General features: G+C 64.8%; 18 protein-coding genes and 2 pseudogenes. 3 read left to right on the forward strand and 17 right to left on the reverse strand.

From position 1 onward, the window contains the following. Window positions 1–143: 143 nt before the first annotated feature. From BQ9890_RS00665 to BQ9890_RS00715, 10 genes and pseudogenes are all read right to left on the reverse strand, one after another. Window positions 144–1,520 (reverse strand): GNAT family N-acetyltransferase, encoded by a 1,377-nt coding sequence (locus tag BQ9890_RS00665; protein WP_075888558.1) that lies wholly within the window; start codon window positions 1,518–1,520, stop codon window positions 144–146. A 30-nt stretch (window positions 1,521–1,550) separates the two neighbouring features. Further along, window positions 1,551–4,130: an excinuclease ABC subunit UvrA gene (locus BQ9890_RS16555; protein ID WP_268258635.1), complete on the reverse strand. Its 2,580-nt coding sequence runs from the start codon at window positions 4,128–4,130 to the stop codon at window positions 1,551–1,553. Window positions 4,131–4,774: 644 nt separating this feature from the next. Next, window positions 4,775–7,183 (reverse strand): type I restriction endonuclease subunit R, encoded by a 2,409-nt coding sequence (locus BQ9890_RS00680; RefSeq protein WP_230297749.1) that lies wholly within the window; start codon window positions 7,181–7,183, stop codon window positions 4,775–4,777. 203 nt (window positions 7,184–7,386) lie between these two features. Next, the gene (locus tag BQ9890_RS15060) at window positions 7,387–8,169 is read right to left on the reverse strand and encodes an IS630 family transposase (RefSeq protein ID WP_230297750.1); all 783 of its coding nucleotides are present in this window, start codon (window positions 8,167–8,169) and stop codon (window positions 7,387–7,389) included. Then, complete coding sequence (locus BQ9890_RS16060; RefSeq protein ID WP_075888566.1) at window positions 8,058–8,528, reverse strand: helix-turn-helix domain-containing protein; 471 nt, start codon at window positions 8,526–8,528, stop codon at window positions 8,058–8,060. The genes BQ9890_RS15060 and BQ9890_RS16060 overlap by 112 nt, the downstream gene beginning before the upstream one ends. Window positions 8,529–8,608: 80 nt before the next feature. Continuing rightward, on the reverse strand, window positions 8,609–8,761 hold the full coding sequence (locus BQ9890_RS16750) for a hypothetical protein (protein WP_230297751.1): 153 nt from the start codon (window positions 8,759–8,761) through the stop codon (window positions 8,609–8,611). 229 nt (window positions 8,762–8,990) lie between these two features. Then, window positions 8,991–9,410 carry an HXXEE domain-containing protein gene (locus BQ9890_RS00700; RefSeq protein WP_075888570.1) on the reverse strand — a complete coding sequence of 140 codons (420 nt, stop codon included), beginning with the start codon at window positions 9,408–9,410 and terminating at the stop codon, window positions 8,991–8,993. Further along, window positions 9,407–9,946 (reverse strand): HXXEE domain-containing protein, encoded by a 540-nt coding sequence (locus BQ9890_RS00705; protein WP_075888572.1) that lies wholly within the window; start codon window positions 9,944–9,946, stop codon window positions 9,407–9,409. Before BQ9890_RS00705 ends, BQ9890_RS00700 begins: the two co-directional genes overlap by 4 nt. A gap of 191 nt (window positions 9,947–10,137) precedes the next feature. Continuing rightward, window positions 10,138–10,489 (reverse strand): annotated as a pseudogene (locus BQ9890_RS00710) (transposase); the annotation flags it as partial. Further along, window positions 10,425–11,498, reverse strand: a complete 1,074-nt coding sequence (locus tag BQ9890_RS00715; RefSeq protein WP_078062127.1) for an IS630 family transposase — start codon at window positions 11,496–11,498, stop codon at window positions 10,425–10,427. The gene BQ9890_RS00715 and the pseudogene BQ9890_RS00710, both read right to left, overlap by 65 nt. Before the next feature lie 220 nt (window positions 11,499–11,718). Between BQ9890_RS00715 and BQ9890_RS00720 the strand changes: the two genes are divergently transcribed. Further along, window positions 11,719–12,999 (forward strand): ISL3 family transposase, encoded by a 1,281-nt coding sequence (locus tag BQ9890_RS00720; RefSeq protein WP_075888576.1) that lies wholly within the window; start codon window positions 11,719–11,721, stop codon window positions 12,997–12,999. Here BQ9890_RS00720 and BQ9890_RS00725 read toward each other — a convergent pair. The 4 genes and pseudogenes from BQ9890_RS00725 to BQ9890_RS00735 all read right to left on the reverse strand — a co-directional run bounded on the left by BQ9890_RS00725 (window position 12,987) and on the right by BQ9890_RS00735 (window position 18,014). Further along, the gene (locus BQ9890_RS00725; RefSeq protein WP_075888578.1) at window positions 12,987–14,015 is read right to left on the reverse strand and encodes an IS630 family transposase; all 1,029 of its coding nucleotides are present in this window, start codon (window positions 14,013–14,015) and stop codon (window positions 12,987–12,989) included. The two genes, BQ9890_RS00720 and BQ9890_RS00725, sit on opposite strands and share 13 nt — an antisense overlap. Window positions 14,016–14,335: 320 nt before the next feature. Beyond that, entirely contained in the window at window positions 14,336–16,039 is a 1,704-nt protein-coding gene (locus tag BQ9890_RS15070) for a hypothetical protein (RefSeq protein ID WP_143226186.1), read from the reverse strand. A gap of 99 nt (window positions 16,040–16,138) precedes the next feature. Next, a pseudogene (locus tag BQ9890_RS00730) lies at window positions 16,139–16,831 on the reverse strand (type I restriction-modification system subunit M); the annotation flags it as partial. Window positions 16,832–17,138: 307 nt separating this feature from the next. Next, window positions 17,139–18,014 carry a M23 family metallopeptidase gene (locus BQ9890_RS00735; RefSeq protein WP_075888580.1) on the reverse strand — a complete coding sequence of 292 codons (876 nt, stop codon included), beginning with the start codon at window positions 18,012–18,014 and terminating at the stop codon, window positions 17,139–17,141. A 264-nt stretch (window positions 18,015–18,278) separates the two neighbouring features. On the opposite strand from BQ9890_RS00735, the gene BQ9890_RS00740 reads away from it, so the two are divergent. Continuing rightward, window positions 18,279–18,770 carry a VOC family protein gene (locus BQ9890_RS00740; protein WP_075892489.1) on the forward strand — a complete coding sequence of 164 codons (492 nt, stop codon included), beginning with the start codon at window positions 18,279–18,281 and terminating at the stop codon, window positions 18,768–18,770. Window positions 18,771–18,783: 13 nt separating this feature from the next. Beyond that, complete coding sequence (locus tag BQ9890_RS00745; protein WP_075888582.1) at window positions 18,784–19,566, forward strand: MerR family transcriptional regulator; 783 nt, start codon at window positions 18,784–18,786, stop codon at window positions 19,564–19,566. A gap of 121 nt (window positions 19,567–19,687) precedes the next feature. On the opposite strand, the gene BQ9890_RS00750 is transcribed toward BQ9890_RS00745, so the two are convergent. Genes BQ9890_RS00750 through BQ9890_RS00760 form a run of 3 tightly spaced genes read right to left on the reverse strand, consistent with a single transcriptional unit; the run spans window position 19,688 to window position 25,322 of the window. Next, window positions 19,688–20,080: a hypothetical protein gene (locus tag BQ9890_RS00750; RefSeq protein WP_075888584.1), complete on the reverse strand. Its 393-nt coding sequence runs from the start codon at window positions 20,078–20,080 to the stop codon at window positions 19,688–19,690. Window positions 20,081–20,133: 53 nt separating this feature from the next. Next, window positions 20,134–22,383, reverse strand: coding sequence for a YhgE/Pip domain-containing protein (locus BQ9890_RS00755; RefSeq protein WP_075888586.1), 2,250 nt, complete (start codon window positions 22,381–22,383; stop codon window positions 20,134–20,136). Beyond that, a complete protein-coding gene (locus tag BQ9890_RS00760) occupies window positions 22,380–25,322 on the reverse strand; it encodes a YhgE/Pip family protein (protein ID WP_195907597.1) in 2,943 nt (980 codons plus the stop codon). The genes BQ9890_RS00755 and BQ9890_RS00760 overlap by 4 nt, the downstream gene beginning before the upstream one ends. Window positions 25,323–25,437: the final 115 nt, after the last annotated feature.

The raw sequence follows: 25,437 nt of genomic DNA on the forward strand, positions 1-25,437 counted from the left end.
CTGCGCACGAGCCGACGTGGCCGACGAGGGCGACGCGGATTGCGTGCGGTGCGGCAAGCCGGGTGCTCTGGCGCCCCTTGCCCGGGCAGCGACGGGCCATCGCCGGATTGCGCACCACCGGCGATGGCACCCGTGCCAGGAGCTCAGAAGTGGGAGAGGAACCCGGCGCGACCCACGGGGGCGAAGAGTGCGTCCATGGTCTCCCGAACGGGGTCCTCCGCACCCGTGATCATCTGTGCTGCGGCCAGCTGCGTGGTCGTTGCGGAACCGAAGACGAGGGCTGCGAGCGCCTGGACAGACACCCGGGGAAATGCAGCGAAGTCGGGATCGGGCGCGCCAGGACCTGCCTCGGCGAGGCGGTGGACCTGCGGGCCCTGCGGGGACAGCGCCACGCGGTAGGCGCCCGAAGCGTGCCCGAGGTCGTCCTCGACGAGGAACTCGGCCTGCAGGTGCGCCCGGCGTGCAGCCACTGAGTATGCCCGTTCCTCCAGGACCTGCACGGGGTCGAGGATGCGCGCCCAGAGGGCGTCGGAGACGGCATTCGTGCGCAGGGCCCGCTCGTCGAGCAAGGCCAGGGGCAGCAGGGAGTCCTCCGGGAGTGTCCCGGCCGTGATCTCCTTGACCAGTTCCACCCGATTGAGGTGATCCCACAGCGCGAGCTCAGCGCCGGGGGTGGCAGCGACGAGTTCACGCACCTTCAGCCTCGAGGGCTCCTGGAACTCGAAGGTGACGTATCCGTCCAGCTCTCCGTTGTCATCGATGTGGACCGCGGCCACGTACTTGCCGTCGACCTTCTCCGAGCGCGCATCGAGGTAGAGGTCCTCGTAGTAGCCCTCGAAACGCGTGGTCGAACCACGCATGCGCTGGTGGTACAACGCGAAGACCTCCGGCATCCGCGGGAGGAGCCATGCGAGGGTCACGGCCTCCACCCGGCCCGTCATCCCTGTGCGCAGGGCGAACCCGGGCCCGGAAGCCACGGACACCTGGGACTCGCGCAGCACCGTCTGGAACCCGTAGCGCCCGTAGAGCACGGCGTTGGTGGCGGTGAGGAGTGCCAGGGGGACGTGGCGCTCGGCAAGCTGGGCGAGGTTGTGGGTCATCATGGAGCGCAGGATGCCGCGACGCTTGTGGGTGGGACGCACGGTGACGCTGGTGATCTGGGCTGCCGGGACCATCCGGCCAGCGCCCAGGTTGACCTCACCGTCGAAGACGGCGAAGGTCCCCACCGGACGCTGCGCGAGGTCCGGATCGGGGCTGGGAGTGTCGGCGCTGACCTCGGTCAGCAGTGAACCGGTGTGCTTCGCAGCTGCGGCGACACGGCGGATGGCGACATCCGAGGGGTCTGATTCGTTGAAACCGGTGAAGACCGCCTCGCACCAGGCCCGGGTCCTCGCATCGGGTTCCTGGGCTGGGAGCGTGCCGGGGATCGGGGGCTCGGCCTCCGAGGCGGTCGGGGACGCAACTTCCGGGCAGGCCAGGCCGGGCATGAACTGTCGGAGATCGAGGGAGGAGTCAGGCATCCCGCCATCGTATACGGGCAGGCCACAGGTTCAGGCCGCGGGCCCATCCAGGTGGGCGGCCAGCCACGGCCCGGTCACCGAGGCCGGGTCGTGGAGGATCTGGTCGGGGGTGCCCTGCGCGACGATGTGGCCGCCCTGGTCTCCCCCGCCCGGCCCGACGTCGAGGATCCAGTCGGCGTTGGCCACCATGTCCAGGTCGTGTTCGATGACGAGGACCGAGGCTCCCGCGACCACCAACCTGTCCAGCACCCCCAACAGGGTCGCGACGTCGCGGGGGTGCAGCCCGATGGAGGGCTCGTCGAAGACGAAGAGCGTGCCCGACTGGCCGCGGCGCAGCTCACTGGCCAGGCGCAGGCGCTGGGCCTCACCGCCCGAGAGTGCGGGGGTGGGCTCCCCGAGTGTCAGGTAGCCGAGTCCGACCTCGTGCAGGGAGTCGAGGATGCGCAGGACCTGGGGCTGGTCGGCGAAGACCTCGCGCGCTTCCTCGATGTCCAGGGCCAGGACGTCGGCGATGGTGCGTCCCTGCCAGGTGACCTCCAGGGTCTCCTTCGAGTAGCGTCTCCCCCCGCAGTCCGGGCAGCGCACGGGCACGTCGGGCAGGTACTGGACGTCCAGGCTGAGTTCGCCCAGGCCCTGGCACGTGGGGCAACGCCCCACCGTCGTGTTGTAGGAGAAGTGCCCGGTCTTCCATCCGCGCGCCAGCGCCTCAGGCGTGGCGGCGAAGAGGGCTCGGATGGGGTTGAACAGCCCGGAGTAGGTGGCGGGCGTGGATCGGGCGTTCTGCCCGATGGGGGTCGCATCCACCTCGACAACGCGGCGGATCGCTCCGGGATGGACCTCACGCACATGCGTGGGAAGGCGGTGCCCGGCGATGCCCGCGGTGAGAGCAGGAACCAGGCTGTCCAGCACGATGGCTGTCTTCCCGGCCCCGGACACCCCGGTGACCGCCGTCATCGCGTGGGTGGGGAACCGGGCGGTGACGTCGTGGAGGTTGAAGAGGTCGGAGATCTGCACGCCGAACCACGCCTCGGGGTCGCCCTCGCGCGCGGGTGGGGTGAGTGGGCGCAGGGGGCGCACGCGCGCAGGGGCGGAGCCGTCGAGGTAGGGGGCGATCAGGGAGTGAGGATCGCCCTCGATCTGCTGAGGGTTGCCCTGGGCGATGACGCGTCCGCCGAGGCTACCGGCACCCGGGCCCATCTCGATGAGGTGGTCGGCGGCCCTCAGCACCATGACGTCATGGTCGACGACGACCACGGTGTTGCCAGCCTCCACGAGGTCGCCCATGACGTCGACCAGGCCTGCGACATTGGAGGGGTGCAGACCGATGGAGGGCTCATCGAGGACGAAGAGCATTCCGGTGGCGCGCTCCAGGACGGTGCGTGCCAGCTGGATGCGTTGGCGCTCGCCGGTGGACAGTGTGTCCCCGGCGCGCTCGAGTGAGAGGTAGCCGAGCCCCAGCCCGAGCAAGGGGTCGAGTGCCTGGTGCAGCTCGGCAACCAGGCGGGTCGCGAGGTCGCGCATGTCGGCGGGCACCCAGTCCTGGGTTCGTCGGGCGAAGTCGCCCAGGGCGCTGAGTGGAAGGCTGGCGACCTGGGCGATGTCCCGCTCGGCGAGACGAGAGAGGAGCACCTGGGGTGCCAGACGTGAACCGTGGCAGGTGGGGCAGGTCAGACGCGTGAAGTAGCGTCCGAAGCGGCTGGGGCCCGCCTGGCCGTCCTGGTCCTCGCGGCTGGCGAGCTTCTCCACGGTGGTGAAGGCGTTTTCGAAGGTGACGTTGAGGGGGATCTCCTGGTCGCCCTTGAACCCGATGATCACGCGTCGGCGCGTGGCCGGGCCGTGCAGGACGGTCTCGCGTTCCGTGGCGCTCAGCTCGCTCCAGGCGACGTCGGTGCGCACGCCGAGTTCGCGGGCGACCAGGGGCATGGCGCCGCGCACCGGGCCCCGCCAGGGTGCGACCGCCCCCTGGTCCAGGGTGAGTGAAGGGTCGGGGACCAGGGCGTCGGCGTCGACCTGGCGGACCTCCCCCAGTCCGTGGCAGGTGGGGCAGGCGCCGAGACTGGTGAAGGCGAAGGACTCGGCACTGGGTTGGTCGAAGGTGACTCCGCACTCCGGGCAGGTGCGACGCTCCTGGACGGAGGCCATCAACGAGGGCGGGAGGCGGTGTCCGTTGGGGCACACGTGCGAGCCCAGGCGGGAGAACATGAGGCGCAGGACGTTCAGACACTGGGAGAGGGTGCCGACGGTGGAGCGGGGGCCGGGCTTGGGTGGGCGCTGGCGCAGCGCGACGGCACTGGGAAGGAAGGTGATGCGGTCGACGTCGGGCTTGGCGGCCTGGGAGATGCGGCGGCGCGTGTAGGTGGACAGCGCGTCCAGGTAGCGCCGCGACCCTTCGGCGTAGAGGGTGCCCAGGGCCAGGGAGGACTTGCCCGATCCGGACAGGCCGGTGATGCCGACCAGCTCCCCCAGGGGGATGTCGACGTCGACGCTGCGCAGGTTGTTGACCCGGGCGCCGCGAACCTCGATGGCGGTGGGGCCGTGCCGGTGGATGAGCCGGTCGCTGACGGCCGGGACTGGTGCTCTGGGTGAGGTGGGTGCTTCGGCTCGGGTCACGCCCCGATCCTAGGAGCGTCGCGGGTGGAGTTCGCGGTGGGTACCAGCCTCACGAGGGCGGGGCCGCGCGCGATAAGGTGCAGGTGTCGCCGATCCGCGGCATGGAGGCGACTGTAGTCGGTGGATGTACTTGTCGCGCGTCAGCCCCTGAAGAGCATTCGTACCACGGCATCCAAGTGACACGCCCTCAAGATGATGGTCAGAACGAGTGGAGACTCTCACGCGTCACCGATGACACAAAATGTCCTTGGCGGAAAGCCGACCTTTGAGGCTGAAACCGACTACACCCTGGATTCGGATGAGCCCGTGAAGGACAGTCCTGCATGCGACCAGTTCGCGATGCTCCGCTGGGTCTGTCGCTCCCGGTCGATGAGAGCGAAGCCGATCTCGGCTTCCTGCGCATCGTACCAACGCACAGCCGCGACAAGTTCGGAGACCGCTTCGGGATGCGCCCTTTGGATCATGGACATACAACCAGCGAGACACGCAGACGCGCGTAGTGTTCGTCTACATCCTGCGCTCGGCCGCTCCCGTGTCATCTGCGTCACGAAGGCTCTCGAGCAGCCGCCTGGGAACGATCCAGCACTTATCAGCGTTGAGCGCATTAGACGCTCGGGTCAAGCTCTCCGTGTGAGGATCCACGGTCACCCCAGGTCCCGGTACCTCTCGAAGAACTCCAGCAGCCGCTCGACGACTCGCCGCTTCGTGGCGGCGTGTGCGCCGTCCTTCCGGAACCGCGGGGTGGGCGGCAGGATCTTCGTGATGGCGGTACCGGACACAGGTACGGCCCCGTCCCGGAAGGCCCCCTCCATGAAGCTCTCGGTGGGCTTCGGGCGCAGCGCCAGGTCTTTGATGATCTCCACCAGTTCGGCGTGCTTCTTCTGGGCGACGAACCGCTCCCACTCCGCGTCCACGTCGGTGTTGACGCTCAGCGACTCCACGAACTCGTCGATCAGGTCCTTCTTGTTGCGCAGTGTCGGGCTGGACTCCACGGCGCGGTCGATCTTGACCCGCAGTTCGCCCTCGTCCGCTCCCCTGCCACCGTGCTCCTCCATGTAGCGGCGTACCAGCATGAGGATGTAGTCGACGTTGACCTCGACCTGCTTGACCAGCTCAATCTCGAAGACGATGTCGTCGTTGATCGGTTCCCGCTCGCCCGTCGCACGCTCCCGGTAGTGGGCATGCAGGTCCAGGTACAGGCTCGTGTAGTCCTGGCGTTGCCGCTCACCCAGCGGATCGTCCTCGGCGAAGTCGTCGAAGGACGTGAGGATGTTGCGCAGCCGCAGCAGGTCGCCGAAGAGTCCGATGAACTGCCGCTGGGCCGCCTCGCCGATGATCTCCCGACCGAGTGGGAAGCCGGTCAACATCTCCTCGACGACGCGCCCGTACTCCTTGCGGTAGTGCGCGTAGGGCTTGAGCACGGCCACGCCCTGGGCCTCGCGGTTCCCGAACAAGGCCAGAGCGTCATTGGTCGCCTCCTCCAAGTTCCGGAAGCAGACGATGTTGCCGTAGGTCTTCACCGAGTTGAGGATCCGATTCGTCCGCGAGAACGCCTGGATCAACCCGTGTGCCCTGACATTCTTGTCAATCCACAGGGTGTTCAGGGTCGTCGCGTCGAACCCCGTGAGCAGCATGTTGACGACGATGACCAGGTCCAGGTCACGATTGCGCAGCCTGGCGCACACGTCCTTGTAGTAGTTCTGGAACTGGTTGGCGGAGGAGTCATAGTTCGTGGCGAACGTCGCGTTGTAGTCCGCGATGGCACCGTCCAGGAAGTCCCGCGACGACTGGTCCAGATGCCCGGTCTCGAAGTCCTCCTCCGCCAGCAACCCGTCCGGCTGGTCCTCGTTGGGAGCAAAGGAATAGACGAGGGCGACGCGCAGACGCTTGTCAGAGGGCCTCCCTTCCTGCATTTCTCGGAACACTTGGTAGTAGCGTTTCGCAGCCTCGATCGAGGCGGTCGCGAACAGTGAGTTGAATCCCCGGACGCGTTGCTCCTTGAGCTCGTAGGACGTCTGACGCTTCGTCTTCTGGTCGAAGTGCTCCAGGATGTAGCCGACCACTTCGTGGAGTCGCCGCGAGTCCAGCAGTGCAGCCTCGGAGTCGATGGCACTGACCTTCTTGTCGATGACTCCCCCGCGGGCATGCACGGTGTCGAAGTAGTCGATGCGGAAGGGCAGCACGTTGTGGTCGGAGATCGCGTCGACGATCGTGTAGGTGTGCAGCCGCTCCCCGAAGACCTGTTCGGTGGTGTGCAGTGTGCCCGGCCCACCACTGCCCGCATTGTCGGTGAAGATCGGCGTACCCGTGAAGCCGAACAGGTGGTAGCGCTTGAAAGCCCTGGTCACCAGTGCATGCATGTCGCCGAACTGGGATCGGTGACACTCATCGAAGACTAGGACGACGTGTTGGTCGAACACCGGGTGTCCCTCGGTCGTGGCCACGAACCGGGACAGCTTCTGGATGGTCGTGATGATGATCCGTGCTCGGGGATCCCCCAGTTGTCGGCGCAGTTCGCGGGTGGAGCCGTTCGAGTTGGCGGCTCCCCTCTGGAACCGGTCGTACTCGCGCATCGTCTGGTAGTCGAGGTCCTTGCGGTCCACGACGAACAGGACCTTGTCGACGCCGTCGATCTCCGTGGCCAGCTGCGCGGCCTTGAACGAAGTCAGCGTCTTCCCTGATCCGGTCGTGTGCCAGATGTATCCGCCAGCCTTGGTGGTACCCAGCTGCTTGTAGGTGGTCGACACCTCGATCCTGCCCAGGATCCGCTCGACCGCGGCGATCTGGTAGGGCCGCATGACCAGCAGGTTGTCCTCCGCATCCAGCACGCAGAATCGCGTGAGAATGCTGAGCAGTGCGTGCTTGGCGAAGAAGGTGCGGGTGAAGTCGGTGAGGTCGGCGATGCGGTGGTTCGCGGCATCCGTCCACCAGCTGGTGAACTCGAAGCTGGTCGAGGTCACGCGGCGTGCGCCGCTGCGTCCCTCGTCAGATTCGACGTGTCGCTTCCGCGTCGTGTTCGAGTAGTACTTCGTCAGCGTGCCATTCGAGATCACGAACAATTGGACANGAAGGTCAGCAGACGGTCGCGGTAGTACTCGTACTGCTGTCGGCGAGCCGCAATTTCAGCAGGAAGTCCCGCCGAGAGATCACTCGTGATTTCACCAAACGATCGAAGACGTGCAGAAACAGCCTCTTGCTCCCTCAGGCTCGGCACTGGTATCGAACAGGAGTAGAAACTCCTAGTAGATCGTCGCGGCTAAGTATTTGGGTATAGGTGACGGAGTTTGATGCGGGCGTCGTCCGCGGTGAACTGCCAGTCGACTTGCCGCTGATCATCGTTGGTCGCGGACTGCCAGGAAGCAAGCTCGGTGTTCAGGACGTCGAGGTCGTCGATGCGGCGGTCGAGGCATTGCCGGGACAGCCGGGAGAGTTCGATCTCGGCGATGTTCAGCCAGGAGCCGTGCTTGGGCGTGTAGTGGATCTCCAGCCTCTCGGCGAGGGCGCGGGCTTTGACGGGCTCGAATGCTTCGTAGAGCGAGCCGAGGGTGTGCGTGTTCAGATTGTCCATCACGAGCACGACGCGTTCGGCGTCCGCGTAGTCGACAGTGAGGAGCTCGTCGATCTCGGCCGCCCAGTCGATCCGTGTGCGTCGCGCCCTGGCGTCGACGCGGCGGCGCCCGGCGAGAGGTTCGGCCCAGACGAAGATCGAGCAGGTCCCGTGCCGGACATACTCCGAGTCCTCCTTGAGGTCATGGCCCGGCGCCGCGAGTATCGGATCACGGGCATGGCCGAGCAGCTGATACGGCTTCTCATCCATGCACACGACCGGCACTGCGGGATCGAAGGGGCGGTGGTAGACCTCGAGGACGTCTTCCATCCGGGCGACAAACTCACCGCTGGCGTGCGGCGGGATCGTCCAGCACTTCTTCAAGTGAGGACGAAGCCCCCTTTTTTCAGGGTCCGACCGATCGTGGAGTGATCCAGCGGCGGCAGCCCATCGGTGAGCAGCACATGTTTCTCCAGCAGCCGCAACGACCACCGGTCGAACCCCGCCGGGGGTTTCGTGCACGCCAACGCGATCACCCGCGCCTCAACATCTCCGGTCACCTTCGCCGGCACCGGTGGCGTGGTCCGCTTCCGGCGCCCGATCACGTCATCCACGTTCCCGTGAGACTCGGTGAACCGCTTCGCGATCACGTAGACGGTCTGCTCCGACACGCCCGCGTGCTCGGCAACGACCCGCCTGGGCGGCACCACGCCCGTGCTCTCGTCCAGCTCCAGCAGCACTCTCGCCCGCATGATCGTCCGAGCCGGATGCGAGCCACGCGTAATCACCCTCGTCAGCTTCATACGGTCAGCGCCGGACAGCACGACGACGTGATCCTTCGGTCTGGGCATGACAGTCCACTCCTCCCAATCAAGTATCGATCAGGACAAGCCAACCCACCAATTACCAAACCATTAGGAACGACACGCTACTAGTCACCTGCTCGACTAGGCAGCAACGCACCCCTATAATCATCTGTGTCGCCGTCGAAGATGTGGTTGGCCCCGTCGCCGATCTCCACCCCGCACAGCGTCGGGAAAGCGCAGTCCTCGAGCTCCATGGCCACGCCCTCGAGGACCTTCACCGCCCCCGACACCTCGAGCAGTGGTGGATGGCGCTGCGCCCGGTCCTGGACGCGATGGCCAACCAGAACGGGCGCTGAGGAAGCCCAACCCTGGGCTGTGCCGACGCAGCGACCCGACGCGAAGTCGGATCGGTGCGGTGGCGGCGACAGACCGGTCTCCCCCACTCATTGCCTCACGCCGGGAGTGGAGCGAGCCGGACATTGCATCGTTGCACCAGTACCCGGGGTCTCACGCCGTCAACTCACGGATCCTGCGCAACACCCAGATGGCCCCGGGGATTCCGGGGATGATCGACGTCGCCGTGCCCGGCATGAACGAGCGGGTGCGGGCTGACATGCCCAGATGCATGCAGAAGGCTGCCGCCCAACTGAGCACCAGAGCACTGGTGACCCACCTGGTGAGGGTGCGACTGTCGCGGGTCAGTCGATACACCACCCACAGCGCCACGCCCTGCCCGGCGACGACCCCCGCACGAGCTGCAGGATTGGTTCCGGCCAGCGGGTTGGTGCGGATGTGCTCGTCGAACCAGCCGATCCCGGTGGTGCCGACGTCGGAGAGCCATGCGGCGATGGACAGCGCCACTTCCTCGCTCTGGTGGATGCCGAGCAGCAGCGCGGTCCAGGCCCAGGCGCGATCCGTGTCGGTCATCGGGCCGTCCGCCTACCCCGGGAGACGATGTAGCCGGTCAGGTGGGACACGGCCAACCAGCCAGCCACCCGGCTGATCGCACGGACAGGATGGATTCGATGGGGAACCTGTGCCTGATCCAGGGCGCGCATCACGTAGGCGAATTGCGGGAGCACGACGGTGGGCGAACTCAGCACTCCTGTCGTGTAGCCCTTGGTGACGAGCGAGGCGCCGATGTGGCTGAGGCCGTGCAGCCCGAAAACCCACTGGAAGTCCTGGTACAGCGCGCCCCTGCCCCGGCTGCGCACGCCGTCCGCCACGGCAGCGGCACACAGGGCACCCATCATGGCGACACCCACGTTGATGTGGGTCTGGTCGATGTCTCGCAGCAGCCCGGGAATCGGGACTCTGCCCGCCGTTCGCTCAGACACTCTGTCCAGGGTCTCCGGTAACGATGGGACGATGGTCAGGAGCTCCTCACCGTCGTTGGCGAGGAATGACAACGCGAGACTCAGCGGGACCGTCCACCGCTTATGACCTTCAAGCTGCCCATTCATGGGATAACCTCCCTTTTGGCGTATTTACGCTACCCGCAGTAGCGTAGTAGATCGTCGCGGCTAAGTATTTGGGTATAGGTGACGGAGTTTGATGCGGGCGTCGTCCGCGGTGAACTGCCAGTCGACTTGCCGCTGATCATCGTTGGTCGCGGACTGCCAGGAAGCAAGCTCGGTGTTCAGGACGTCGAGGTCGTCGATGCGGCGGTCGAGGCATTGCCGGGACAGCCGGGAGAGTTCGATCTCGGCGATGTTCAGCCAGGAGCCGTGCTTGGGCGTGTAGTGGATCTCCAGCCTCTCGGCGAGGGCGCGGGCTTTGACGGGCTCGAATGCTTCGTAGAGCGAGCCGAGGGTGTGCGTGTTCAGATTGTCCATCACGAGCACGACGCGTTCGGCGTCCGCGTAGTCGACAGTGAGGAGCTCGTCGATCTCGGCCGCCCAGTCGATCCGTGTGCGTCGCGCCCTGGCGTCGACGCGGCGNCTAGTGTCGTGTTTCTGAAGTTGGTTGACGGTTCGCTTTCTTGAGGATCTCGTCGGCGGTCTTGGTCCAGACGAAGGCGTGTTTGCGGTTGTTCCAGCCGGTGATGAATTGGCGGATCTTCGCGTTGAGGTCTTTCACGCTGGTGAAGATGCCGCGGCGGATGGCTTGGCGATCGATGATCCCGAACCAGACCTCGACGAGGTTCAGCCACGACCCTGACGTTGGGGTGAAATGCACGTGGAAGCGCGGGTGCTTCTCCAGCCACGCCTTGACCTCGGGGGTCTTGTGGGTGGCGTAGTTGTCCATCACCAGGTGAAGTTCCTGGTCTGGGTAGGCCCGATCGAGTTGGCGCAGGAATGCGAGGAACTCCTGCCTGCGGTGCTTGGGCTTGACCGCACCGGTGACCTGTCCTGTCGCGATCTCCAACGCCGCGAACAAGGTCGTCGTGCCATGCCGCTTGTAGTCATGGGTGCGTTTCTCCGCGTCACCGATGCGCATCGGCAGCATCGGGGCGGTGCGATCCAACGCCTGGATCTGGCTCTTCTCGTCCACACACAACACGATCGCGTTCTCCGGCGGCGCCAAGTACAGGCCGACGACATCGGTGACCTTGCCGGCCAACTCAGGGTCGGTGGAGAACTTGAACGTCTCAGACCGCCAGGGCTGCACGCCATACTTCCGCCACGCCCGCGCGACCGTCGCGTTCCCGATCTTCAGATGAGTCGCCAGCAGCCGCGAGGACCAGTGCGTCACCCCGTACTTCTTCGGCGGCGCCTGAAGCGTCGCGGTGATGATTCGTTCGTCATCGACGTGCTTCGGCCTGCCAGAACGCGGCGCATCGGCCAGCCCCGCGAGCCCAGCATCGACATACCGGTTCCGCCACTTCCACACCGAGGTCGTCGTTGTTCCCACCTCGGTAGCGATCCGCGCGTTCGCGACACCATCCGCAGCGAGCAACACGATCCGAGCCCTCAACGCCAGACCGGCACGAATTGTCGTGGAACGCGTCCACGACGCCAACTCATCCCGATCGCCATCGAGAAGCACCAACGCCGGAGCCGGAGAATTCGCCATGACCAAATTCTCTCAAACACCCAACCATTGAGGAACTAACGACACGCGACACTAGAGTCAAGCGCGGCCATCGAGCCGTCAGTTCTCACGGAGCGGGAACGAATATCTGGCTCTTCGCAGTTGAGGGGGTAGGTGGTTGAGCGCGTCGTTGCGGGGGTGAGGGTCGAGGTCTCCCGATGATGGAAGTTCTCACACTGACCATCTGCCGGAAGACCTCGACGTGCTCCACGCTACCTTTGCGACCCCTGATCTGACCGTGTTCTGCCGACTGGACGAGCTCGGTCTCGTCGCGGTGGGGCAGTGTCTTGAGTCGGACCGGGCGGTGATCGAGTGCCGGGTTGCGGAGCCGGATCCGTGGTGTCGGGGTTGTGGCAGCCAGGGGCTTTCTCGCGGGACTGATACGCGGTTGCTCGCGCACGAGCCGTTCGGACACCGCCCGACGACGCTGCTGGTCCGGATCCGCCGATACAAGTGTTCCGGCTGCGGGCGTTCCTGGCGGGAAGACCTCACCGCGGCGGCGCCCGCGCGAGCGAAGCTGTCTCGTCGCGGGATGCGGTGGGCGCTGGAGGGCATCGTGGTCGACCATCTCACGGTCTCGCGTGTAGCCGCGGGCTTGGGGGTGTCCTGGCACACGGCGAACACCGCGGTCCTCGCCGAGGGCAAGCGGGCACTGATCGATGACCCAGCCCGGTTCGACGGCGTCGCGGTGATCGGCGTCGACGAGCACGTCTGGCGCCACACCCGCCGCGGCGACAAGTACGTGACCGTGATCATCGACCTCACCCCGGTGCGGGACAAGACCGGACCGTCACGGTTGCTGGACATGGTCGAGGGGCGTTCCAAGAGCGTGTTCAAGACCTGGCTCGCCGCCCGTCCCCAGGCCTGGCGCGATGGTGTCGAGGTTGTCGCGATGGACGGGTTCACCGGGTTCAAGACCGCTGCCGTCGAGGAACTCCCCGACGCGGTCGCGGTGATGGACCCGTTCCACGTCGTGAGATTGGCTGGCGACGCGCTCGACGAGTGCCGCCGCCGCGTCCAGCGTGACGCATTCGGGCGCCGCGGAAGGAAGGAGGATCCGCTCTACAAGGCCCGCCGCACCCTCCACACCGGAGCCGGGCTGCTCACCGAGAAGCAGCAGACCCGCCTCGAGGAGCTGTTCGCCGACGAGCAGCATGTCGAGGTCGAGGCGACCTGGGGCATCTATCAGCGGATGGTCACCGCCTACCGGGAACCTGACCGGGGACTCGGGAAGTTCGTCATGCAGCAACTCATCGACTCCCTCACAAGCGGCATCCCAGCCGGACTTGTCGAACTGCGCAAGCTCGGCCGGACACTGAAGCAACGCGCCATCGACGTGCTCGCGTTCTTCGACCGGCCCGGCACCAGCAACGGTCCCACGGAGGCGATCAACGGGCGCCTCGAACACCTCCGCGGCTCCGCCCTGGGCTTCCGGAACCTGACGAACTATAGCGTGAACAGAACGAGTTCTTACAGTTTGTAGGGGAATGTGTTTCCGGTGATGAATGTTTCGAACGCGTGGCGGGTCTGTTCGAACGTGTCGCGTTGGAGGTTGGAGATCTGGGCCTTGGCTTCTGCCCAGACGTGTTCGATGGGATTGTGGTCGGGAGCGTAGGGCGGCATGTTGATCAAGTGAATACCGGCCAGCGTCTGGTTGGTGGCGAGTTCATGGCGGAGTTTCTTCGACTTGTGCCAGCCTGCATTGTCCCACACGATGGTGATCTTGTGGCCCTTGTGGTGGAGTGCGAAACTGGTGAGCGCAGTGATGATGGTGTCACTGTTTTGCCACTCGACTGCTTCCAGGTGCACGCTACCCGTCTTCTGGTCGAGGAACCCGATGTAGGACTGGGCCTGACGCTGACGGTCGACCTTCAGCTTCGTCTTCTCACCCCGCTTGTACCATGCCCGCCGCGTGATCGCCTCGTGCTCAAGGCGGACCTCATCTGCTGCCACCACAATCACCTCAGGGTCGGCGAGGTCCTCAGCGAGCTCCGCCTGGATCTCCCCCATGCGCACCTCAATCACATCGTCGCTGGCCCGGCGCTTGTCGAACGCTTCCACACCATGGAAGGACAAGCCTGCTTGGTGGAGGAGGAACACCAAGGACGTGTCACTGTCGTAGGTCACCTCGAAGCGGTCACTGACCCACGCGCTCAGTGCAGGCACCGTCCAAAACCCACTCGGCACCAAGTCCGGGGAGGGTGGTTGGGACAGGACCTCCATGACTTCCTCCCGTTGGGAGACAGTCAGCTTGGAAGCATTCAGGTTCCCCAACTTGAAGTCATGGATGGACGCCAACCGACACTCCCCAAAGTCCCTCTTCCACTGATTGACCGTGGAGGGCTGACGTCCGACAATGCGAGCAACGAAATCAATGCCTGCACCTTCGGCGAGCATGAGCATTGCCTCAGCCTTCTCACGCATCAAGACCGTCGGCCCGTGTCTCTTGTGGTCAAGAAGAATATCCCATTCTTCCACCGTCACCTCAATCTTTCCCATAGCGTAATTCTACGGGCCCGCTCACACATTTTGGCGTTATCACCAAAGCGTGTCCGGATTACGATCGCGAAATATCGACAGGCAATTCTGAACCATCAGAACTCGTTCTGTTCCCGCTATACATCTCACGGAGTCTGCTCGAAGCCGGCGGCTTCAGACCCCACCTACACCCTTGATTACGAAGAGCCTACAAACTCAACGTCTCCGAGCTAGACGCACACGCAATCGAGTTCACGCCCTACCTCTGGCACACACTCACCGACCACGCCGAAGTCACTGCCGACGGCGCGATCACCTTTATGTTCAGAGACTCTTCTAGCTCAGTTCAACGATGGGGTCACGGGAGTAGTGTGTTCCCACAGTTCAGATAAGAACTGATGCTTCCAGTTAGCGTCCCTACGGTATTTCCGTGGATCAATCAAGACACCTTGATCACTCAATTCGTACTGGCGAAGAAGCCCCTTAGCTTCGCTATCCAGTGTAACTCCCGGGCTGTTTGACGCGGAGACAAATCCGAGCAGGTGCTCAAGCTCATCAGAGTTTGTTACTCCGTTTACCATCGCGTTCAGCCGGAAACTCAAATATCTTCTCAAATCAGATGGTCGCACAAGCATGCTTACCGCCAGCACGAGTGAATACAACGGAAATACACCGTATTGAACGGAAGAGTCGTCACGGTGAAGTCTATCTGGATTCCATAGCATGCCACCGTAGCTCGAGAACGTTACGGCAAAGCCCATTACATCATCAGGGAAAAAATGGTCAGCTAGCTGTGGTCTCCAGCCACTTCGCCAATGATCGACCCTTTTCTCAAGTTGTGAAATTGCCTTGTTTAGAACCACAGTCTCCAAGGTTGAACCGACGCTTGAGTTTTTCTCAGGGAGACGGTTCGCTTTGCACTCTCCAATGAAAGCAACATCGTCAGAGAATCCAAGAACATCAATATCGTCAGCGGTCTTGGGCATGCCTGGGCTAGGTAGATCAACCGATGATTGCCATGAGATATCGCTAGGCCCCCAAGCTTGCAACAGAGATGCAGTAACGTCCTCGAATACTTTTCCTTCTTTATCCCGTGGGCTTGCCTGCATTACGAGTCGGAAGAGCGCATCATCACGTTTCATAAGCCAGGCGGATCGCCCGAGAACCCGAGTCGTGCCCTCAACTCGCACAAACGGAGTTGTAGTCATGGCATCGCTTTTGAGTGCGTTTTCAACGTCAGTCTCTGTCACCTGACGGTGTGGCGCTGTGAGTGCGTCAATCATCTCAACTGGAACACCATCCAGAAGGGTCGCGCTAAATGATTCTGGGATTACCCGATATTTGTTCCTGTAGGCATCATTAAGGTTATTTGTTGCTCTTGAGATGTTTTCGCTAATTTGCTCCACGGTGGCAAAGCTTGGGGTGGTGCGAGAGTCGATTTGATCTATGCTCGCGTCGACCCATCGACCTATCTGAAGTGCGATCTCATCCGTAATCCACATCATCCGCGTTTCTGGCTCCACAAAACGACTGATCTCCAGCTGACTCGTTACACGAGCAATATTTCTGTCTACCTCGTCTTCAATCAGCAAATCGTTGATGTGTAACTTGATTAGGTACGAAGCAGCCCAGCGTACATATTTATTGAAGACTTTATGCGCCCCGTATTTACTGGAGTCCTCCCCGCAAGCGAAAACACCGATCAGCCATGCGCCCTGCGCGAGAGAGAATGTCTCACCCCCTTTTGGGATGAGGTATTCGTCAAGTCGATCATTGTGTTCGCCCCACAACAGTTCGAGTGCTGCCGAAGGGCTAACGCTCTTCAAAGCCGAGCATAGCTCGGAGAGACTCTCACGTGCGGAGACCTCTGCTTGCTCCTGGGCCTCTTTCATACTGTTAAGATCCCGGCGAGTAACTGAATCGACGTAAACTTTCCAAGCCTCTCTCGCCGCACTTGGCGCGAAGCGGAGGTGTGTTGCGTAAGCACTTTCAGCCAGTTTTCGCATGAACTCCTCGTCGACTCGTTTCATTCTCTTGTCAGACACAGACTGCTCCTCAAACTTGCACCGCGCACCCTCAATTTGCACCACTCACGCCGCAAGCGCGTAGCCGCCGCGAAAATGTATCCAATCCGCTCGGGAAGTTTCGTAGACCTTGTTCACCGAGGTCTTGCCGACCACCGTGATGCGGGCCAGCAGGTCAGAGACCTCCTGGGGGGTGAAGAACTCACCCCCGGACTTGCCTGCGCTGGAGGCGTACATGGTCATCAGGTACTCATACGCATCACCGAAAGTGTCGATGCTGGCGTCCGCGAACTCCCCCAGCTTCAGGTCACCGATCGCGTCCATGAGGTTGGCCAATCGCCTGTTCCGGTCGATGACCGAAGCGCCCAGCTTATTGGAGTTGACGTCAAAGTCGTCGAACAGGCCCTTGAAGTCCCGCTCGGACGCTGTGCCAATCGCTGAGGCCTCGATGTTCCCGAAGACGTTCGACAGGGTCTCGTTGAGGTTGGTGTTGGTATGGGCCCGGGCACGGACGTTCGCGAACAGGTCGGAGGGCAGGATGTAGAAGCCCTTCTCCGCGACGATGTCGTCGCGCCCGTACTGTGCCTGTGCATCCGGGAGGATCGCGTAGTCGAAGTCGGGGTCCCCCGCCTCATGTTCCTGCGCATTGAGGTAGCCCGTCAGGTTCTCCGATATGAACCGGTAGAACAACATCCCCAACACGTAGGACTTGAAGTCCCACCCGTCCACGGAACCGCGGAGGTCGTTGGCGATGCGCCAGATCATTCGATGAAGCTCTGCGCGCTGCGCGTCCTTGCCCACTACTGATGTCATGTGTCCGATTGTCACACTGCCCATCGGCATCTCCGGTCCGGCCGCGCCGTGGGTTCGCCCTCGTCAGTGCTGATTGGCAGGCTCGACAAGGCCGGAGGAGGGGCCTTCAGATCCGCTACGGCCCTGCTGCACGCCGTGCCTCCTCCAGCAGCTGGCCCAGAGTCGAGCTGCATGGACATCCGGCACCTTCGCCAGGACCGATGCTCTGAGAAAAGGACTCCTCACCAGGCGCTCCATGAGGAGATCAACGTCCCGCCCGACTGTCCACTCCGGGGCAGGTGCTGCCGATCTCCGTCACCACCGCCGATCACACGTCGAGGTGCTCACCGTTGGCGGGCACGCCCTCGAACCCGCCCTCCGTCGTCGCCCCGCCCCTCTCCTCGTGCGCTTCGACGGTGACGGGGCCGACACCCGCGAAACTGAACGGAAGTCCCTGCGCGATCCACAGTGATCGCCGATCCATGAGCTGCATGTGGACATGAGGTTCCGTGCTGTTGCCCGAGTTCCCACACTCACCGATGATCTCCCCCGCGCGCACCCGGTCTCCCACTCGCACGCGCGCCGAACCGCGACGCAGGTGCGCGACCAGGGCGAAGCTCCCCTGCACATCGCGCACCACCACGTGGTTCCCCACCACCCAGGACGGTCCACCGATGCTGCGCGCGATTCCCTCGACGGTGAAGAAGTAGGCCAGCGCCCACCACGAGGTCCGGCTCCTGTGGTCGCGTCGCCAGTCGGAGACCGTGACGACCTCCCCGTCGGCCATGGCCAGGACGGGTTGCCCGAAGCTGGGGAAACGGTTCGCGGCAACCATCCCGCCGCTGGGCCGGGGAGTCGCGTCCTTGGGGTCATACACCAGGTCGATGGCAAAGGTCTGTCCGTAGAGCCTGGTCCCGTGGCTGGGCACCCGGCTGGACGGGCTGTTGACGGCCCACCATCTTCCCTGCACCGGCGGGAACACGGGCTGAGGAGGCAGGTCCTCCTCTGAGTGGGTTGCGGCAACCGAGACCACCACCGTCACCGCCGCCAGCGCGAGCACCGCGTAGCTCCCTCCTGCGAGGAGCGTGCGCACGGACTCCGGAACACCCAGAAGGCCACTGAGCGCCGCAATCAGGAGAAAGCCGACCGCACCCGTCCAGATGACGAGCCTCCACCGGTTGATTCCATCGACCAGTGCCGTCATCGGTGTCGTCTCCTCGCGCCGTCTGGTGGGAAGACCCGAGGCTATCGGTGACCGCCCGGGTCCGCACCCCGGGGACGTGCCTCATGGTGGTTGAACACCTGTCGTGCCCGGAGGGGTGTCGGCGCGTTGTGCCGCCTCGACGACACCGCGCGCGCACCTCGCTCCATGAACGATCGAACCCGATCCATTGCGGGCCCCTCCGCGTCAAGAAGGCGGCGACACGGACTTGACTCTGCCGTAACGTCAACCGGAATGATGATGGTCATGACAGAGAAGAACGGGCCGGTCATCGACCGGTCGATCTACCCGATGCCGATGTTCGTGAACTACGTGGTCAGCGACCTCGTGGCCGCGCAGGCCTTGTATGCTGCCGCGGGCTTCGTGACCCTGGCGACGATCCCCGGGCCGGACGGCGTGCCTGCGCTCGTGCACCTGCGTCGTGAGAAGTACCAGGACATCCTGATGGTCCAGGGCAGAGCCGTTCGCGGAACCGTTTCCGCATCGTTCTCGGCCGGGAACATCGACCTCGCCGACGTCGCGCAACGTGTGCGCTCCGCCGGAGGTGAGATGACCGGACCTTTCGACACTCCGTGGTTCACGACTGACGTGAGAATCACCGACGGAGATGGGAACACGGTCACGCTGACCGCCCCGCGTATGGCGGACCAGGAGGCAGCGCGGGCGTGGGCCTCCGATCAGATCGCGGGTGACTTCGAGCGGCACGAGGACGCTGCCCTCGATCCGTCTCAGGTCTGAGAGGGGATGACCCATGACGGAGTGGCCGATCAGGGATCTCTCGCGGGCGACAGGACTCACCAGCCGAACGCTTCGGCACTATGAGCAGATCGGACTCCTCCGCCCATCACGGGTGGCGAGCAATGGATACCGCTTCTACGGGGACGCCGAGATCTCGCGCCTCTATCGAATCCTGTCGCTGCGTGCGCTCGGGCTCCCGCTTGCCACCATCCAGCTCACCCTCGACAACGACACGTCGTTGTCCGCAGCGCTCGAATCTCATCTCGCGCTCTTGGAGGAGCGACGAGACCGCACCGTCCAGCAGATCGCCGTCGTCGAGCACACGCTCGACTCGGTGAGGAAGGGCCAGACCATGACCATCCAAGAAGTCTTCGCAGGCTTCGACCAGAGCCAGTACGAATCCGAGATACGCACACGCTGGGGCGACCAGGCCTGGGAGCGCACAGCCAAGCGACGTGTGGAGATGACCGAGGAACAGCGGCGAGACGAGGACCAGAAGAGCCTCGACATCAACGCAGCACTGCGCGCCGCGGCCGAAGACAAGGAGGATCCGGCGAGCCCTCGGTTCCAGGCCCTGGTCGCGGCCCACCACAGGTGGATCACCGAGTACTGGGGAGGACGTGAGCCCGACACAGACGCCTACATCAGCCTCTCCGAGATGTACGTCGCGGACCCTCGCTTCGCAGCCACCTATGGCGGGCCGAGGAACGCCGAACGCATCCGAGCGGCCATGCAGACGTGGATCACCGCCAACCTCACGGAGGAGACAGGTTCCTCTGCCGACCGGAGACCCTGACCGCTGAAGTCCTTGCCGACCCCGAGCGTGCTCTCTGCGACCTGCTTCGCCAGGTGCTGCACGCTGAGCTGAAGGACCCCGTCAACGCGGGAGGGACCGCTCGGGTCGGCGCTCAGCATGCTCAGGTGCTGTGGGCATCCGGGTCGCTGTCCTGCCCCATGATGACCACCTGAGCCGGGTCCGGGCCCGGGTCCGGCTCCCCGTCCGCTTCCGGCACCGTCGGATTGCTCCCCCACAGGGGCAGCAGGGTCGTCGGCCACACGTCCTCACCGTCGTGCTCGACAGGGGCGATGAACAGTTGGAAGGGACCACCCCGACTGTTCTCGCGGGCCCAGTCCAGTGCCTCGACCACGTCACGGCAGTCGTGGAGAATCCTCGTGTCCAGGTTCAAGGCGTACTCGTACGGCGACTCCGGCAGCGTCGAGGGATCGGGTCTGACCCACAAGTGCACGATGTAGACGAGATCGTGGTCCTCCAGCGCTTCGAAGTTCGCCGCCGTCTCCTCGCTCCACATGGGCCACCCCTTCCTCCACCGATTGAGCGCCACGGTTCTCCGTGTCAACCCTGTCACATGAGCTTCGTGGACTCGAGGGCTTCGGTGAGGTTCCGGTTGAAGGAGATCAGTGGCCGGCGCAGCACCAGACCGAGCAGCAGCGCAGGCAGGATGAACAGTGCCAGGGTGCCCAGCGCGATCCAGTAGTCACCGTCGTAGGTGCCCGCGATGGCCGCGCGGAAGGCGTCGACCGCGTAGGTGGCGGGCAGGAAGACGCTGAGGTGCTGGAACCACTGGGGCAGCAGCTGCAGCGGGTAGGCGCCCCCGGACGCCGAGATCTGGACCACCAGCAGCAGCACGCACAGCGCCTTGCCCGCATTGCCGAAGGCCACGACGGCGGTGTAGACGGTCAGGGTGAACACCAGCGAGGTCACCCAGCCGCAGAGCATGTAGAGCCACGGGTGGACGGACTGGACGTGGACGAAGATCAGGCTCCCCCCGCACACCAGGGTCGACTGGACCAGGCCGATCAGGGCGAAGATCCCGTAGCGGCCCAGGTACTTCTGGTGGGCGCGCAGCTCCGGCACCCCGGCGATCCCCGGCACCTGTGCGAGCTCCTGGTGGACGCCCGGTGCGTGCCGCCCCGCAAGCGGGCCCACTCCGGCCAGGGCGTCACGGTGCACCCCGACCTGCACCGACACCACGATGAGGAGCGCACCCACCCACAGGGCCAGCATCGTGTAGAGCGGCGCCATTGCGGAGCCGAAGTTCGCCACCGGGAACACTGCCACCCGGTTGACCGCGACGGGCGCAGCCAGTGAGGCCGCAACGCTGGACGGGTCCTGGCTGAGGACCCCCTTGAGCGCCGAGAGGTCCCCTGTGGTCCGCGCCGTCTCCAGCGCCTCACGCAGATGGTCGAAGGTGTCCGCCGCCTGCGTCAGGGACGCCGAGACCTCGGAAGTGGTGGCCTGCGCATGGTCCAGCTGGTCGAGCAGAGTGCCCGAGGCTCCACTCAGTCCCGCTCCGGCCGCATCCAGGTCATCCCCCACCGTTCCGGCGGCCTGCAGAGCTGTGGCGAGCTCGCCGGAGAGCTGGTCGAGCTGCGACTTCAGGTCCGTGTCGTACTCGGCCTTGAGCGCATCGACCGCCGCCTGTGCCTGGTCGATGATGTCGGAGAGCTCCTGGTGGGAGGCCTGTGCATTGGCATTGCCGGAACTCATGTGGCTGGCCGCCAGGTCGAGCGCATCCTTGAGGGCCCCCAGGTGGGTGATCGCTGCGTCCAGCGCCTCCAGCACGGGGTCCAGTGCTCCGTCGGGCAGCAGCGGGGCGATGTCGGTCTGCAACTGCGTGCGCAGCGTCGTGTAGTCATCGATCTGGGCCTGGACCTGTTGGGCCATGCCCTGGAGGACCCCGACCTGGCTGTGTGACTGGTCATCGGCCGCGTTGAACACGGCGTCGATGCCACTCCTCACGTCCGCGTACCCCCGTGAACTCAGCTCCAGCGCCGAGGAGAGGCCCTGGGTCGCCGTCTCGATCGTTGTCTGCAGGGAGCCTGCGGCGGCCACCCCGCCGCCGATGGCACCCGAGGCATCGTCCATCGTCTGTCCCGTGGCCGTGATCAGCGCCGCCGAACTGCGCACCAGCCCCTGGCTGGAGGTGATGAGCGTCGTGAAGGTGTCGGTGGTGGTGGCAGCCGCACGCAACTGTGTGGCAGCCTCCCCGATGTGGGACTCCAGGCGGGTGAACAGGGCCTGGGTGTCCGCGCTGTCCAGGTACTGCGACAGGGAGGAGAGGATGCTGACGCCGACCTCACCGAGGGTCTGCGTGAACACCGTGTTGATCCCTGAGGAGACACGGTCCGCCCCCTGCCCGGTGAGCTTCGGCGCCAGCGCGTTCTTCTTCTCATTCGTGTAGTACGCGATGTCCGTGCGCTGGGCATCGGTGTCATAGAAGGTCAGCATGTCCTTGCTGAACGAGGGCGGCAACACGATCGCGGCGTAGTACTCCCCCGACTTCGTGCCGTCGATGGCCTCCTCCTGCGAGGTCACCACCCAGTTGAAGTCCTGGGTGGTGCGCAGCTGCGCCACCACCTGGTCCCCGATGTTCAGGCGCAGGGGGATCAGGTCGGACTGGTACCCCTCATCCGTGTTCGCCACCGCGACGGTCAGGTTCTTGACATTGGAGAACGGGTCCCAGCTGGCGATCACGTTGAACCAGGTGAACAGCGAGGGCAGGATGCAGACGCCCACCATGACAATGACGGCCATGGTGTTGCTGGTGGCCCGGCGCAGGTCGCGTCGCATGAGCATCCAGATGCCTCTCATGCCGGTCCGCCTTCCTGCATCGGCTCGCCGTCGCCGTCCCGCTTCCTGCTCCCCTGTGCCCCCGACTCGGGGCCTCCCGGTGCCGGGGCGACGTCGTCACCCGCGGTGCCTCCTGCTGCCTCCCGCTCCTCAGCCTCCTGACGAGGGCGCCCCCCGGCCCCGTCTGCTGGTTTCTTGGGGGGCTGACCCTGCGCCTGGGCGGATGCAGTGCGCGCCTCGGTCCCGTCCTGGGGTGTGGATCCACCGGCATCGTCAGCTCCGCTCACCCCCGACTCCTCGGGACGCCGCTCCGTGGTCGAGACGTCCTCCGCCTCGTGGGACCCGGCCGGCGGCCTGGTGGCGTCGCCCTCGTCGATCCCCCTGCCACCGGGTGCGGACCCGGCCCCGTTCCCGGGTGCGGACTCGGCGGGCCGATACCCGGCCACGACGGCACGACGCAGGTCGACCTCGTCCATGGCGCTCAGTGCCAGGCCGTCGTGCACGGACTCACGCACGTACTCCGTGGCCACCAGGAAGGCGAACATGATCAGGAACCACGCCACCCACAGTCCCAGCAGCAGCGCCTTGACGCTCGGGTCGTGGGAGGGGACGGCCAGGAGCACCAGCGGCACCGCGATCCCCGCGACCAGTGCCCCCCGCAGCAGGCGGGGGTAGCGGCGGCGGAAGGCGTGGGCACGGCGGTGGACGGATGCGCTGAACTCCTCGCGGTTGGCGAGTGCCCGCAGGACCTGGGGAAGGGGGTAGGTGCCAGGGAGGTGCACCTCCTCGGCGACCAGCAGGCCCGTGTCGGCTATGCGCCGGTTGAACATGCGCGTCACATTGCCCAGCGAGCGGCGCAGGACCAGACCCAGCAGGAATGCCAACGCAATGAAGATCCCCAGGATGCCCAGGCACTTCCAGTAGTGAGCGTCGTAGAACCCGGAGATCACCTCGCGCATCGCATCGATGCCGTAAGTGAAAGGGAAGAACGGATAGAGGTGGCGGAAGAAGCCGGGCATCATCTCGATCGGGTAGAGGCCTGAGGCACCAGGGATCTGCATGATCACCAGCACGATGCACAGGCCTTTGCCGATGTGACTGAAGGACACGGACAGGGCGTAGATGATGCTGAGATAGGCGGGCGCGATCAACATGCCGGTGGCGACGAAGGCCACCGGATTGACGTGTTGCACCCCGATCACCAGGTTCCCCACCGTCACCAGCAGTCCCTGAAGCGTCGCCAGGCAGGCCAGCAGCAGCCACCTGGCCATGTATCCCTGGCGCACGGTCAGGTGTTGGACCCCCTCGCGGTCGACCTCCAGCTTGAGGACGACGACCAGCATGAAGCTGCCGATCCACAGGGAGAGGTTCGTGAAGAGAGCCGCCATGCCGGAGCCGTAGGCGGCGACCGGGAAGAGGACTTGCTCGCTCACCTGAACGGGTGAGGCCATGAACTGGGCAATCTGCTGGGGGTCCAGACCTGTCAGCGTCCCCAGGTCCTTCCAGGCCGCGGCGGAGCTCAGTGCCACGACGTCAGTGCGAATGGTCGAGATGCCCTGCTCGACGCCGCCCAGCGTGTCGGAGAGACCACCGAGCGCACTGACCGTGGAGGTGACCTGCCCGTCGAGGTCGGTGAGGAGCTGCTGGGCCTGACCGAGCTGGGTGCGCAAGGAGGTGATCGCGGTGGAGAGGCCCCCTGCGCTGGCCGAGACGGCGGACATCCCGGCATTGAGGCTCGGGATCGTCTGGGTCAGGAGCGTCTGCATCTGGCCCGAGGCGGTGGCGGCGTCCTGGATGGAGGAGTCGATCGCGGTGGCCGCCGTGCCGATCGAGTTGACCGAGGAGTCCAGGTCCGTGTTCAGCGTCTGCAGGTTCGTGACGACCTGCTGGTCGGCGGTGTTGTGGTCCTCGAGCTGGTGGAGCACGACGGCGAGCCTGTCGGCGATCTGCGGATCCAACTGCGCATTGCCCAGGACCTGCCGGAGGTCGGAGATGGCCTGCCCATTGGCGGTGACCGCCTGGTCCACCGCGTCCAGGGCGGTGCCGACGTGCCCGTTGACCTCCGTGACCGTCCCACCCAGGGTCTTCAGGGAGGACTGGGCCTGGGTGGAGACCCCGGCCAGCAGGGTCGCGCCCTGGACGTAGGAGGAGGCCGCACTCTGGGTGAAGGTGGTCAGGCTGGACTGGGCGGAAGCCGCCAGCGTCTGCCCCGTGGACATCGCCTGCTCGGTGTCGGCCAGGGCCTGGTCGGCGTCAACCAGCGACTGCTGGGCGGTCGCGATCGTGTGGTGGGTGCCCTCCAGCGTGGTCTTCAGGGACGTGACCGAGTCCGCAGCACCCCCCACCTTGGCCGTGGCATCGTCGAGCGCGGAGATCGTGGAGTCACGTGCCTCACCCAGCTGCGTCTCGGTGTCCGTCCCGGCGGCACGGATCGCCTCGGCTGCCTTCTCGGCGACGGTGGAGGTGAAGGTGTCGGTGATGCGCCGGTCCAGCGTCGTGGCTCCGACATCCGTCATCTTCGGAGCGACGGCATTCGCCTTCTCGTTGACGAAGTACTGCAGCTGCGGCTGGGTGAAGTTCGCGGTGGTGATGGACAGGAGGTTCTGGCTGAAGTCCGGGGGAATGACGATGGCGGCGTAGGAGTCGCCTCTGTGGACTCGTTCCATGGCGTCGTCCAGATCGGTGAAGCGCCACCCCAGCTGGTTGTTCTCCTTCAACTGGGCGACCACCTGTGAGCCGACGTCCAGATCACCGGCCAGATCCGAGTGTGCACCCGTGTCCTGGTTCACCACCGCGACATCGATGTGGGAGGTGTTGGAGTAGGGGTCCCAGAAGGCGATGACATTGACCCAGGCGTACAGGGCGGGTGTCACGATGATGCCCAGGATGATGATCCATGCCTGTGGTACCGCGACCAGGCGCCGCAGGTCACGGGTGAACACGCGCCAGACGTTTCTCACTGTGCTCCTGGGTCTCTCGGGCGGACGCTGCGTGCGGGCTGGCGCGAAGCGGCAGTGGCCCACCGCGCTCGCTGACCGGGCGCACACGCACCCGAGGTGGCGTCGCGCCTGTGCC

The sequence above is a fragment of the Actinomyces provencensis genome (genome assembly GCF_900155435.1).
GTDB classification, from domain to species: Bacteria; Actinomycetota; Actinomycetes; order Actinomycetales; family Actinomycetaceae; genus Pauljensenia; species Pauljensenia provencensis.